The sequence below is a fragment of the Psychrobacter fozii genome, assembly GCF_003217155.1.
In the GTDB taxonomy this organism is placed as follows: Bacteria; Pseudomonadota; Gammaproteobacteria; order Pseudomonadales; family Moraxellaceae; genus Psychrobacter; species Psychrobacter fozii.
In genome coordinates this window covers 235,028-248,780 of sequence record NZ_QJSU01000006.1, presented here as the reverse complement: position 1 = coordinate 248,780, position 13,753 = coordinate 235,028, and the positions used below count along the sequence as shown (strand labels likewise).

The following is a 13,753-nucleotide window of genomic DNA, read 5'->3' as shown; positions in this document are numbered from 1 at the left end:
GATGTTGAGCAATATAATGGCTAGATTGCTTAGAATAACGACAAGATTACTCAGAGGTTTTAATTTACGGTGAAAAATTTGCTATAATCACGATCTTATTCCTCTTATCCAATTAAAAGTCCTTTTATGAAAGAATCCTTACGCCTGCGTTTAGACCAGATGGTAGACCGTTATGAAGAGGTCACCGCCTTATTATCAGACCCTAGTGTCATCAGCGATAATAATAAATTCCGTGAATTGTCTGTCGAGCACAGCGACTTGATGGATATCACTACTTTATGGCAGAACTATGTAGGGGCGGAAACGGATCAGGCCGATGCAGAAGCTATGCTGGCCGATGCTTCAGATCCTGACATGAAAGAGATGATGCAAGAAGAAATTGATAACGCGCGTGATACCATCGTAGAGATGGAAGAAGCACTCAATGTCATGATGCTACCAAAAGATCCTAATGACAAAGTGCCAGCATTTTTGGAGATTCGAGCTGGTACAGGCGGTGATGAAGCAGCGATTTTCTCTGGTGATTTGTTCCGTATGTATCAAAAGTACGCTCAAACTCAAGGTTGGACGGTGGAAGTGCTATCAGCCAATGAGGGTGAGCATGGTGGTTATAAAGAAATCATCACGCGTGTATCAGGCAATAGTGTATATGGTCGCCTAAAGTTTGAATCAGGTGCTCACCGCGTACAGCGTGTCCCTGAAACTGAGAGCCAAGGTCGTGTTCACACATCAGCTTGTACGGTTGCGGTCATGCCAGAAGTTGAGATTGATGATACCGTCGATATCAATCCTGCTGACATAAAAATGGATACTTTCCGCTCAAGTGGTGCAGGTGGTCAGCACGTTAACACCACTGACTCAGCCGTACGTTTAACCCACATTCCAACGGGTACCGTGGTAGAGTGTCAGCAAGAGCGTAGCCAGCACAAAAACCGTGCGCATGCTATGAAGATGCTGGTCTCAAAAATCCAACAAGCCAAAGTGCAAGCGCAGGTCGATGTGGCTGACTCTATACGTCGTGATCTGGTCGGTAGTGGTGATCGCTCAGAGCGTATTCGTACTTATAACTTTCCACAAGGTCGCATGACCGATCACCGTATCAACCTTACCTTGTACAAGCTCGACTCTATTATGGAAGGCGACTTGGATGAGATTCTTGATGCATTGTTACGTGAGCATCAGGCTGACTTGATGGCAAGTATCGGCGGTGGTGATCAATAGGACTTTAGTAGTAAGTAAAGAGATAACTATAAAGTCAGTAGACAAAACTTAATTGAAACCTATGCTGCTAACGATAAACCTTGTGGTTATCGTCAGATTGCTAAAAGCAGTGTAGCAAGAGGGTTGTGGTGTATAGATTAACCATATAATTTTCCAAATCTACAATTTAACTTATCAAAATTTGAGAGTGTTATGTCAAAGCAAAACCAGAATAATCAAGCCCAAGAAGAACAAGCCCCAACACTAGAAGAAGCCAATGAGCTGATTGCTCAATTACAGGCCAAATTAGATGATATTACGGCTTCTGGTAAACAGCCTTATCCCAATCAGTTTAAACGCACTGATTATGCTAAAGACTTACAAGCTGATTTTGATGGCATCTCTAAGCAAGAGATTGAAGAAAAAGCCGCGAATGGTGACAAGACTCAGGTTAATATTGCTGGGCGTGTGATGCTCAATCGTGGCTCATTTATTGTCATTCAAGACATGACGGGTCGCATCCAGCTGTATGTTGCACGCAAAGAGTTGGATCCAGAGACACTTGCTTCTATCAAATCATTAGATTTGGGTGATATCGTTGGTATCTCTGGCTACATCGGTCGCTCGGGTAAAGGTGATTTATACGTACATATTGAGGAGTTCAACCTTCTCACTAAATCACTACGCCCAATGCCGAACAAGTTTCATGGTTTAGCTGACGTAGAAGCTCGCTATCGCAATCGCCACCTTGATTTGATGACCAATGAGACGACTCGTGACACGTTCATGATCCGTAGTCAGGTCGTTAGCGGTATTCGCAAGTTTATGTTGAATGAGCGCTTCATGGAAGTTGAAACGCCAATGATGCATCCTATTCCAGGTGGTGCTGTTGCGCGTCCATTTGAGACTCATCATAATGCGTTAGATATGCCACTGTATCTACGTATTGCGCCTGAGCTTTACTTAAAGCGTTTGGTTGTTGGTGGTTTTGAGAGAGTATTTGAGATTAACCGTAGCTTCCGTAACGAAGGTGTCTCTACTCGCCACAATCCTGAATTTACCATGATTGAGTTTTATCAGGCTTATGCTGATTATCATGATTTGATGGATTTGACTGAGCGTTTATTTAACGAATTGGCATTGGATATATTAGATACCACTGAAATCACCTATCAAGAAGAAGCCATTAGCCTAAAAGCACCGTTTGAACGTTTGTCTATGTCTAATGCGATTGCAAAATATGCAGAAAACTTCGATATGGCGCGCATCAATGATCGTGAATATCTAGCAGAGTACGCCTCAACGGTACTTAAGCAGCAAGTAAAAGACGGTTTTGGTGTGGGTAAATTGCAAACGATTATCTTTGAAGAAACTGCTGAGCATCAATTACGCCAACCAACGTTTATCACTGAATATCCAGCTGAGACCTCACCACTAGCGCGCCGTAGTGATGATAATCCTGAGATTACTGATCGTTTTGAATTATTTGTCGGTGGTCGTGAACTGGCCAACGGCTTTAGTGAGCTTAATGACCCTGCTGACCAAGCCGAGCGCTTCCGCGGTCAGGTTGCTGAAAAAGACGCGGGCGATGATGAAGCCATGCATTTCGATGAAGAGTACATTGAAGCCTTATCTTACGGTTTGCCACCAACCGCAGGCGAAGGTATTGGTATTGACCGTTTAGTCATGCTATTGACAGACTCTGCTAGTATCCGTGATGTGATTTTGTTCCCACACATGCGCCGCAAGCACGAAGGCTAAAGTGGATTTGCTTGCTAGTAATCCGCAATGATATTCAACTAAATATAAAAAGCTTTTACTTCTTTCAATGAAACGGGTGTAAGCTTTTTTATGAAAATTCATTTATAGGGACGTTATGGATATTCAGCAAGCATTACCTTCGCTTTGGCAAAAAATGATTCAGCAATGTTTTTTATCATTGTATGAGTTGCCTGATGACAAAATCGCTGACTCTGATAATTTTCAGGGTTATGATTTTGTTTTTGAGTTTTCTAGCGCCATTATCTACTTGGTTGTCAATGATGTGACAACGGAAGCGAATAAGCAAGATGTTGATAGTGACAAAGTTCGCGAGTGGAAAAAAGAGATTGTTAATAAATTAATCAAACGTCACACTCAGCTTTATCAGAAAAACGATAAGTTGATGGCTGATGGTGACATAGCGACAGATCAAAAAGCCGTTTATTTTGTTGGCTTAACCTCACTCTCTATCAATCATCAAGACGATAAATCAGGATCATCCTCTTATACTATTGATTATGAATATGGCAGTCAGTTTTTTGCTGAAGATTGTGTTCTAGACTTGGATGATGAACAGAGTGTCTTGCAAATATTTAGTCATCGAAACTTTGCCAAGATACTCAGTCAATTGGCTACACCAAGTGATCTGACGACGTTTTTAAGTTTTCACCGTGATCAATTGACAAGTTTTGTATCGTTCAAAAATGAATCGACACTCCTGAAACTGTTTTTACAATCTCCTGATTTTCACTACAGGGCTCTTAGCGTTCAAGAGCAGCTGCTTGATGGCGAGCTAATCGATCAAATCGAGCCACGCTTACTTAAAGCAGTAGAACCCAATCAGGTAGAATTTGCCAATGCATTGATGGCTGAGATTCAAAGAAATACTCGAATGTGGTATAAGCTATTCAATAGCTTGCTCAAGCGTTATCGTGAAGCGGGACAATCACTGCCTACTGCGCAGGTCGATATTTTGGCAGATGAGTCGATGTATACCTATGCCTGTCTAGTAGAAAAAATACTAGCATATAGAATGGTTGACCAAGATTCACGCTGGAATGGTTATGTTCGTCATGAGCACTCTTATCATATCTTTGGACGTCATTATCTTATGGTGTTTTATGCGCAAGATGATAGTAGCTCGTTGAGTGCAGAGAAGGTTCGTTTGTCTCATCAAGATTTGTTATCGGATCTCAATGCTCAGATGCAAACGCCAGTGATGGATGATCTGTTTTTGATTGGCGTAGAGTTTAGAGCTTGTGAAGACAGCGTAAACACTGAGGTGTACTTAGATATTTTTCATCAAACAGGTGCATTTATTGATGTAAATACTCAGCGTTTACACGAACGGTTGGCACAACTTCAAGCGCAATTATAGCCAACCTTATCTCTATCAAAGAAAGTGTCAGGTTCGCCTGACATTGTTTCTTTGATAAACGAGTTACAATTTGTCGTATCTTTACTCGCCTTTCTGGTATCCACATTACAGTGAACAGACGCTAGGGCGTGTCCTCAGTCTGAATCTAATTCGCTATCTCTATTTATACTACTTGTATTACCTATACTGGCATTTACTATGACGCAGCAATATCAAGTTTTAGCTCGAAAATATCGTCCCAAAAACTTTCACGAGTTGATTGGGCAAACACATGTCTCGCAAGCGCTGATTAATGCGATTGATTATAATCGCCTGCATCATGCGTATCTCTTTACTGGGACGCGCGGTGTGGGTAAGACGACGATTGCGCGTATTTTGTCCAAGTGTTTGAATTGTGACATGGGTATCACCAGTACGCCTTGCGGTGTGTGTGATAATTGCGTGGCCATTGATCAAGGACGTTTTATTGATCTTATCGAAATTGATGCCGCGTCTCGCACTAAGGTTGAAGACACACGCGAGCTACTTGATAACGTACCCTATGCGCCAAGTCAAGGTCGCTATAAGGTTTATCTGATTGATGAAGTGCATATGCTGTCTACGCACAGTTTTAATGCACTCCTCAAGACGTTAGAAGAGCCGCCTGAGCACGTAAAGTTTTTGCTAGCGACGACCGATCCACAAAAGCTACCAATCACTATTATCTCACGCTGTTTACAGTTTGTGCTGCGTCCGCTACCACAGACATTGCTGAGCGAACACTTGGCAAATATTCTTACCCAAGAGCAAGTTGGGTATACGCAGCCAGCACTGTGGCAGTTGGCAAGTGCGGCTAAAGGCTCAGTGCGTGATGCATTATCATTGACAGATCAGGCGATCGCTTTTGGCCAAGGGGCGTTAGATGATGTCACTGTTAATGCGATGCTTGGTCTGATTGATGCAGCTGATTTGGTCAGCTTGATTACAGATATTTATAACCATGATAAGTCTGCCGTTGCTGCTCATATTGAGCAAATGCGTGCACAGATGGTTGATGCCACCAGTATGTTTGATGGGCTCGCTGAGCTACTTCACCAGTTGGCATTGACACAGTTATTACCTGAAGTCGCGCTCAATGTAAATGAAGCACAGGCACAGAATATTACTGTACTGGCGAGGCATATTAGTCCAGATGTGTTGCAACTTTACTATGAAATCGTGGTACAAGCACGTGAAGGCGTGAAGCTTGCTAGCACACCTATGCAAGCGCTTGAGATGTGTATTCTACGTTTACTGGCCTTTCGTCCGTTGCCAGTCGATGAAGTATTGAACAACACTTACGATAGTGAGGTATCCTCTACAGAAATATCAGCTTTAGAAACAGTTGCTTCTATACCGTCTACAGATGCTATCAAGCATGAAGCTTCAGCACCGCCATTACAGTCATATGATGTGGATTATCAAGCACAAGATTATGATGATCTCCAAAGCATCAGTTATGATGAAAACCTAGCACAGCCTGAACCAGTTGTTGAGCCTGAACCAGTTGTTGAGCCTGAACCAGTTGTTGAGCCTGAACCAGTTGTTGAGCCTGAACCAGTTGTTGAGCCTGAACCAGTTGTTGAGCCTGAACCAGTTGTTGAGCCTGAACCAGTTGTTGAGCCTGAACCAGTTGTTGAGCCTGGCGTAAATAATTCTCAGTTAACCTCACACATTGATGATCCTCGTACCTTACTACGTTGTCCGACACAAGAGCTGATGGGTGAGTGGACACCAGAGAAATGGGATTATTGGTTACAGACGGCTCGTGAGGCAGATGTATTGGCCCAAGATGAGCTGGCGCTTGCTCGTCAAGGCATGATGACAGGCTTATGTGATGGTCAGGCAGTTTTTGTGACCAGTGTAGATAGCCGTCACTTACAAACCACCTTTCAACAGTTAGCAGCTAAGCTACAACAGCAGTTTACTCATGCAGATATTGACCTGAAAATTGATGGTAGCGTCATGATGGCTGAAGATAAAACACCTGAACGTCGCCAACAAAAACGCTTGGTACAAGCTAAGGCAGTTGCAGAGTCAAAATTGCTGAACACTCCAGTGATGCAATACCTAACTGAACGTGGTGAAGGAAGGATGGGTAAGGTACATTTGTATTAAGCAGTCAGAAAAAATATTGTTAAAATTATTTAAAGTTCTATATAGTTGTCAGACGCAATTACTACACAAAACATCAAGGTGATATTGTACTATCGTCTTGATGTTTTTACTTTTATTGCTTATAAAATGGATAAATCCGAATAATAGAAGTATGATTAATTACTATAAGGAAATTAAAAATTCGTTATAGTGGTTAAGTTATATTAAAAATTGAAATGTAGCTTAGGTGAAAGTATGTTGGATAATTTACGCGGTATGGCTGTGTTTGCCAGTGTGGTCGGACATGGTTCTTTTAGTGGCTCAGCTCGTGAGCTAGGTATTACCACCAGTGCAGTGAGTCAGCAAATCAGATCATTAGAAAATGATTTGGGTGTGGTGCTATTACATCGCTCAACCCGTAAGCTGAGCTTAACAGAAGCGGGTGAGAGTTTTTACGAGGCCGCAAAAGATGTGGTGAGTGCGGCTGAACAAGGTCGAATCAAGGTCAATCAACTGCGTGATGAGTTAGCAGGTAGCTTGCGCGTGGCTACAACGCCAGAACTAGGTGTGAACCATATTTTGCCAGCACTATCCACGTGGATGGCAGCGCATGATGACCTTAGCATTACCTATTTAGCAGACAATCATTATGTCGATATGATTGACGCGCGTATCGATATAGCGATACGGATGAGCCCATCGATGAATGATTCTAGTCTGAGCAGTCATCCTTTGACAGACGTGCGCCAAATGCTGGTTGCTTCACCGCAATATCTACGTCAACATACCAAGTTACAGACACCTAAAGATCTGGCCGATCATCAGCTGATTTGTATTGAAATCATGAAAGATGCCAATCAAATTGATTTGGTTCAAACCGAAACGGGCAAAAAAACCCGTACAAAAATGAACTCACGCATTTATACCAACAATGTCTTTATGGCAACCACTTTGGCCAAAGAAGGCCATGGTTTGGTTAGAATGTTGGAAATGGATATCAAGAAAGAGCTTGAGAGTGGTGAGTTGGTTGAAGTTTTAACTGGTTATCAGTTACCAAGTTTTGTGCTATATGCAGTTACCTTAAATGGTGAACAGCAACCCGCTAAAATAACTCGCTGTTTAGAAGTTTTGAAAAAGTACTTTCATGCCAATTAAGTCTTAAGTGGTAACTTAATGACATGCTAGAAGTTCAGTGATTAGCAGTCAGCAAAAAGCCTATAGATAGTTTATATCTATAGGCTTTTTTATGGTACTTAGTTCTATGTCAACTGGATAGAGTCTTAAAAATGCTATCGTTTAGTCTGCCATCTATAGTGCTTTCGCTAATTTGATTTACACATATCTAGACTGTTGTGAATTAACTATGGTATTTATCAGTCACACTCTAAAAAGACGGTTGTAATAAATCAACCAAGCGTTCAACCACTTGTGTGCTCTCATCTCGGCTCATATTCAGCGGCGGTAGCAAACGTATCACATGGCCACCAGTGACGTTGATGATTAGCTTTTGCTCATCACGTGCACGATCTACGAGCTGACTACAATCCATGTCTTCAGGCAAGGCGATACCAATCATCATCCCTGCACCGCGACTGCTCACGCCGTGTTGTCCCAGTGCATCGACTAATGTCTCTCGAATGAATAGCCCTTCAGTAACTGCATTTTCCATTATGTCACTGTTGCCGAGTACATCATAGACAGTATGCACCACGCGGCTTGCTAATGGCGTGCCACCATACGTTGAGCCGTGGCTACCTGCACCAAATAAACCATTAGCACGTCCACGTACCATACAGGCTCCCACTGGGAAACCATTGCCTAATCCTTTAGCTGTTGTCAATACATCAGGACGCGCATTGCTGTGTTGATAAGCGAAATACTTACCAGTACGGCCGTTACCTGTCTGTACTTCATCTAACATAAATAGCCAGTTGTTAGCTTCACACTCTGCTTGTATCTCTTCAAGATACGTAAACCCGTTGGCAGCGGTGTTCAAACCACCTTCACCTTGAATAGGCTCTACAAAGATAGCGCAAATGTCATCATGGTCTTGTGCCGCTTGCTTAATGGCTGAGATATCACCAAATGGAACACGAATAAAGTCATCATCCAATGTATAAAAGCCTTCACGCGCCTTTGGATTGGCAGTAGCAGACAGTGACAGTAAGGTACGACCGTGAAATGATTGTTCCATTACGATAACTTTTGGACGTTTAAAGCCTTGTTTATGTGCGTATAGTCTTGCCAGTTTTAATGCCGCCTCGTTTGCTTCAGCGCCACTATTAGCAAAAAATACGCTATCCATTTGAGCTGCCGTGCACAGAATCTCTCCTGCACGCTCTTGCCAGTCAATACCGAATAGATTACTGGTATGCACTAGGGTCGCTGCTTGCTGTTGAATGGCGTCGGTCACCTGTGGATGGCAATGGCCCAATCCGCAGACAGCAATGCCAGTCAGTGCGTCTAAATAAGGAGTATCATCTTTGGTATATAACCAACTGCCCGAACCACGCGTAAAGTTGATTGGCTGGCGGTTATAAGTGGGCATCAGATAAGTAGCAGACATATAAAACATCCTTAAGAGGAACAGTGAGTAAAAAGAAAAGTGATTGGTTATAGCTCGTCAGAGAATGGCGTGGTTTCCGCAGGCAAAGTGTAGTCTTCATTTGCCCATGAACCTAAGTCAATAAGTTTGCATTGACTACTACAAAACGGCTTATATTTATTATCCTGCCATGCTGTTTGGGTGCCGCAGCGTGGGCACGGATAGGTCTTGGGTGGTGTGTTGGGGGTAGGGTCAGTCATAATAAGAGTGAAAGCATCCTCGATTTATTTGAATTATTAATAGTGAATGACAGTTAGTAGGTTCGCCTACATGATGATTAATAGACAGTTTTAGCATTGCTAGCTGTCGTCATATTACTATTGCAGTGGATTGACTATATAATAGCATGCAGCCGAATAATGGCAAAAGACAAATACTTTAAGGATAGTAAATGACTGACAATATCGAGCTTACGCATCAGCAAGAGCGTGCATTTCAACCACAGAGACTCTCAGCACCGCGTGACTTTATCTTGCCAAGCATCATTGGTGAAAACAAAAATAATCTGCCCTTATTATTAGAGATTGGTGCAGGGAAGGGCAAGCATGCGCTTGGTTTTGCAGTACGAAATGCTGATAAGCATTTAATAGCAATTGAGCGTACACGCAACAAATTCGAAGCATTTGCCAAACTGGCAGCAATACAAGCTTCACCGAACCTAGATGCGATTCATGCTGATGCCATTGCATGGACGGTGCACGCTATCAAGCCGAACAGTTTGGCAAAAATATTTATTCTTTATCCCAATCCTGAACAGCATAATCCCAATCAACAGTGGTTAAATATGCCATTTTTTGAGTTTTTATTATCACGCTTGCAGGTAAACGGCGAAGTAATACTTGTAACCAATATAGAAGCGTATATGGATAATGCAGAGCGGCAGGCAACCAAGGTATGGTGCTTACCAAACACTCGATATACAGTAGCGACTGACAGCCAGCGTACACATTTTGAAGTGAAGTATCTAGCGCGTGGAGAAACATGTTGGGAGCTGAACATGCGTAAGCCAGAAGGGTATAAAACAAGGTTTGATGAATGGCAAGTAGGCCATATAAGCGAAGATAAATAGCCTAAGTAAAAATAATATGAATATGAAGAGGGACTGGAATAGTCAGAACTAACAAATATAAAATAGCCTAAGCAAATAAAATCAATCAAAAATAGAGCCGTCACTAAAAGACGGCCAAAAAATGGGTAATTATTCGATACTATAAATAGGGTTTAACGAGCTTATTAGAATCGGTATAAGCATCCAAAACTGTCAAAAAAGTATAAGCTCCGATGAATTTACGGCTGATAAACATAAATTCTTTCGGTGGTAGATTAAATTCGAAAGACTGCATTGCTCGCGTTGCTTCTGTAGAAAGGCGCGAGTGCAGCTTACTATTCGCCCAAATATAGCGGTTGCCTTCATCTAGACAGTCGGACGGAATATCAGGATTCATCGCTGGATCACTGAATGGCTCTGTCGCCAACAGAAATAGCGAGGCGATATCGGAACGTACTTTGCCACTCATGCTATCAAAGAAATCATAACCAGTCATTGCTAGCTTCATCGCTTGATGATTATGACGATAGCCAGCTTTTAACAAGCCGTGGGCAATGGTTAACAAGTTATTATCAAACTGGCGAATCGCACCAAAATCTAGTAAGACTAATTTATCGATACCATCTTTATCATCACTGACTCGAACTAGATAGTTACCAAAGTTTGGATCTGTCTGCATTTCACCCCAAACAAAAATCTCTTGCATCATGATTTCGATAGCAGCTTGACCAATGGCATTACGGCGCTCATGAGGGAGTAATTGTAGGGCATCAGATACAACTGTGATACCTGGCTCATAAGACATGCACAATAAACGCTTTTTTGAATAACTGCGGTTAATCTTAGGAACGACATAACGCGGATCGTTGCTTAGGCGCTCATAAAAACGTTCTGTGGTTGATGCTTCTGCTTCATAATCGACTTCATGATGGAGTAGGTCACGTATCTCTTCGAACCACGCATCGAGTGAGCGAGTTTGTGGAACGATGTTGCTGACTTTCAATAATTGCTTGAATAGAGAAAGGTCGGAGTTGATAGCATCGGCCACACCTGGATATTGGATTTTTAGTACTACTTGCTCGCCAGTCTCGATGACTGTTGCTCGGTGTACTTGGGCAAGTGAGGCAGTGCCAATAGGGACAGTGTCAACTTCTAGTTCATCTAACTTTTTACCCAACAACTGACGTAATGTAAGCTCTATCGTTGGCCATGACAACGTGGCCGTATCATCGTTTAGGGTTTGGAGCGCGCGCGTGATTTCAGGTGGCAAAATGTGCTCACCATAAATCGCCAGCATTTGGCCAATTTTTACGACAGAACCTTTTAGCTTACCGAGCTCTGATGCAAGGTAATTTGCTTGTTCTTCCATAAAAGCTTGGTTACGCGCTGTACGCGTCTCTTTATTCAAAAACATGCCAGACACGCTATTACCTGCCCAACGACGACCAATGTTTAAGGAAGTTTTGGCAATCGACATTCGACGCTCAAACCCTGAGGTTTTTAAGTTATCGATTGATTGCTTATTGCTAGAAGGTTTAGACGTATCATTTGCCATAAATATAATCATTCATCCGGTTGGTATTGATTTGTGGGTTAGGAACCTACAATACAAGGGAGATACGATGCATAGGGGTAAAATTGTATCATATAAAGCATATCTGGTTGATGAGTCTGTTGATAATACTAAGGTTGAATAGCCTCTTTGATACTTATGTTAACATTTAATTTTTGCTAAATTATTGGGTGTCACTTTGTAGGAATATACCAATAACTACTGCTGTTCAGAAAATGAAACTGTATCAAAAAATAAGACCTAGCGTGTTGCTAGGTCGAATAATAGAATAGAAGGATCTTACTCAGTTAAATGGCTAACTGATTTTACGGTAATGAATTTACTGAGCATTTTCGCGAGCAATGGCATGATGACCAATATCACGACGATACTGTGCACCATCAAAACTAATCGCACCTGTTACGGCCAATGCAGCTTGTTGAGCATCAGCGATATTGTCTGCTAGCGCAGTCACGCATAACACACGGCCACCATTGGTCACCACTTCATTCTCAGTGCTGGCTTCGTCAGGGTTAGAAAAAGCCGTACCCGCATGGAATACCTTAACGGCATTGTCATTATTGCTATCTAACTTTGGCAAGCCAGCGATAACGTCACCTTTTGAAGATGTTTCTGGATAGCCTTTAGACGCAACAACGATACCGAGAGCAGGGCGGGCATCCCATTTAGCATCACTAGGCAATTGACCGGCCAATCCTTGTGCGACCAAGTCTACCATTGATGACTGCAAACGCATGAGGATAGGCTGTGTCTCTGGATCGCCGAAGCGGCAGTTGAATTCGATCACATAAGGATCGCCTGCTTCATCAATCATAAGACCAGCATACAAGAAGCCGGTATAAGGATGACCAGCATCTTTCATGGCATCAACCACTGGCTGAATGACTTGACTCATTACTTTGTCATGTACATCCTGAGTAACAACTGGTGCAGGAGAGTATGCGCCCATACCACCTGTGTTTGGCCCTGTGTCACCTTCAAAAGCACGCTTATGATCTTGACTGGTTGCCATCGGTAAGATGTTATCGCCATCAACCATGCAAATAAAGCTGGCTTCTTCGCCCTGTAAAAACTGCTCGATAACCACACGGCTACCTGCATCACCAAATTTATTGTCTGCTAGCATGTCGTCGATGGCATCATGTGCTTGTTCGATCGTTTCAGCAACGATGACACCTTTACCAGCAGCTAAACCATCAGCTTTGATAACGATTGGGGCACCTTGCTCATCGATATAAGATTTGGCTGCTGTCGCATCTGTGAAGCCTTGATAAGCAGCCGTTGGGATATTGTTTTGCGCCATAAATTCTTTAGCAAAGGTCTTTGAGCCTTCTAATTGTGCACAATATGCTGTCGGCCCCCATGCTTTGATGCCAGCATCACGACATGCATCAACGATACCAGTCACCAAAGGTGCTTCTGGTCCAACGATGACCATGTCGATATCATTATTTTGGCAAAACGCTATTACTGCGCTATGTTCGCTAGCGTTATCATCAGTAGATTCTAAGATTACGTTTTGGCATTTAGGTTCGAGTGCAGTACCAGCATTACCAGGAGCGATGTAGATATTATTGACTTTATCGTCTTTTGCACACTGCCATGCCAGCGCGTGTTCGCGACCACCTGAACCGATTACCAAAATATTCATCATACGTCTCGCCCTTAGCATTAAAATTAATAATGAGTTAGTCACACACTCTCAAATATACCGGCATATTCTAACAAAAAAGTCGTACTGATTACCATGAGTATCACTTGCCAGCAGCCAATCAATAACAAAGACAAGCAAAAGTATACTTTTATCTCATTAGCAAATGTTATCGACATGTTGCTGATTCATGAAATGATGTTGCACACTTCAGCTAGCGCCCTAGTTGCGTTACACTTCACTAGATTAATGGCGTTATATCCTGATTGCTGCATGTCATCGAAATATAGTAGTAAATATAGGAGAAAAACTCAAAAAAGTAAGAAAAAATTAGAATAATTTGTATAAATGGCTATACTGCCTCGCGGCATCAATAGTATTCAATATATTCATGCGCTGCCAGTGATGTTACTCATTAATAA

At 42.4% G+C, this 13,753-nt stretch carries 10 protein-coding genes; 6 read left to right on the top strand and 4 right to left on the bottom strand.

Annotation, left to right across the window (positions count from 1 at the left end; translation table 11 throughout):
* Nucleotides 1-126 precede the first annotated feature (126 nt).
* The 5 genes from prfA to DFP82_RS09600 all read left to right on the top strand — a co-directional run bounded on the left by prfA (nt 127) and on the right by DFP82_RS09600 (nt 7,609).
* Complete coding sequence (gene prfA, locus DFP82_RS09620; protein WP_110923516.1) at nt 127-1,221, top strand: peptide chain release factor 1; 1,095 nt, start codon at nt 127-129, stop codon at nt 1,219-1,221.
* 192 nt (nt 1,222-1,413) lie between these two features.
* Nucleotides 1,414-2,961 (top strand): lysine--tRNA ligase, encoded by a 1,548-nt coding sequence (gene lysS / locus DFP82_RS09615; protein ID WP_110923515.1) that lies wholly within the window; start codon nt 1,414-1,416, stop codon nt 2,959-2,961.
* A gap of 115 nt (nt 2,962-3,076) precedes the next feature.
* Nucleotides 3,077-4,339 (top strand): hypothetical protein, encoded by a 1,263-nt coding sequence (locus DFP82_RS09610; protein WP_110923514.1) that lies wholly within the window; start codon nt 3,077-3,079, stop codon nt 4,337-4,339.
* Nucleotides 4,340-4,537: 198 nt separating this feature from the next.
* Complete coding sequence (gene dnaX, locus DFP82_RS09605) at nt 4,538-6,475, top strand: DNA polymerase III subunit gamma/tau (protein ID WP_110923513.1); 1,938 nt, start codon at nt 4,538-4,540, stop codon at nt 6,473-6,475.
* Between the two features lie 234 nt (nt 6,476-6,709).
* Nucleotides 6,710-7,609 carry a LysR family transcriptional regulator gene (locus DFP82_RS09600; protein WP_110923512.1) on the top strand — a complete coding sequence of 300 codons (900 nt, stop codon included), beginning with the start codon at nt 6,710-6,712 and terminating at the stop codon, nt 7,607-7,609.
* A 229-nt stretch (nt 7,610-7,838) separates the two neighbouring features.
* Here the strand turns inward: DFP82_RS09600 and DFP82_RS09595 are convergent, their stop codons facing one another.
* Both DFP82_RS09595 and DFP82_RS09590 read right to left on the bottom strand, forming a co-directional pair.
* Nucleotides 7,839-9,020: an aspartate aminotransferase family protein gene (locus DFP82_RS09595; RefSeq protein ID WP_110923511.1), complete on the bottom strand. Its 1,182-nt coding sequence runs from the start codon at nt 9,018-9,020 to the stop codon at nt 7,839-7,841.
* A gap of 47 nt (nt 9,021-9,067) precedes the next feature.
* The gene (locus tag DFP82_RS09590; protein ID WP_110923510.1) at nt 9,068-9,259 is read right to left on the bottom strand and encodes a DNA gyrase inhibitor YacG; all 192 of its coding nucleotides are present in this window, start codon (nt 9,257-9,259) and stop codon (nt 9,068-9,070) included.
* Between the two features lie 191 nt (nt 9,260-9,450).
* Between DFP82_RS09590 and DFP82_RS09585 the strand changes: the two genes are divergently transcribed.
* On the top strand, nt 9,451-10,128 hold the full coding sequence (locus DFP82_RS09585) for a class I SAM-dependent methyltransferase (protein WP_110923509.1): 678 nt from the start codon (nt 9,451-9,453) through the stop codon (nt 10,126-10,128).
* Between the two features lie 139 nt (nt 10,129-10,267).
* On the opposite strand, the gene DFP82_RS09580 is transcribed toward DFP82_RS09585, so the two are convergent.
* Together DFP82_RS09580 and purD are read right to left on the bottom strand one after the other, a co-directional pair.
* On the bottom strand, nt 10,268-11,662 hold the full coding sequence (locus DFP82_RS09580) for an ABC1 kinase family protein (RefSeq protein WP_110923508.1): 1,395 nt from the start codon (nt 11,660-11,662) through the stop codon (nt 10,268-10,270).
* Nucleotides 11,663-11,999: 337 nt separating this feature from the next.
* Nucleotides 12,000-13,331, bottom strand: a complete 1,332-nt coding sequence (gene purD, locus DFP82_RS09575; RefSeq protein ID WP_110923539.1) for a phosphoribosylamine--glycine ligase — start codon at nt 13,329-13,331, stop codon at nt 12,000-12,002.
* Nucleotides 13,332-13,753: the final 422 nt, after the last annotated feature.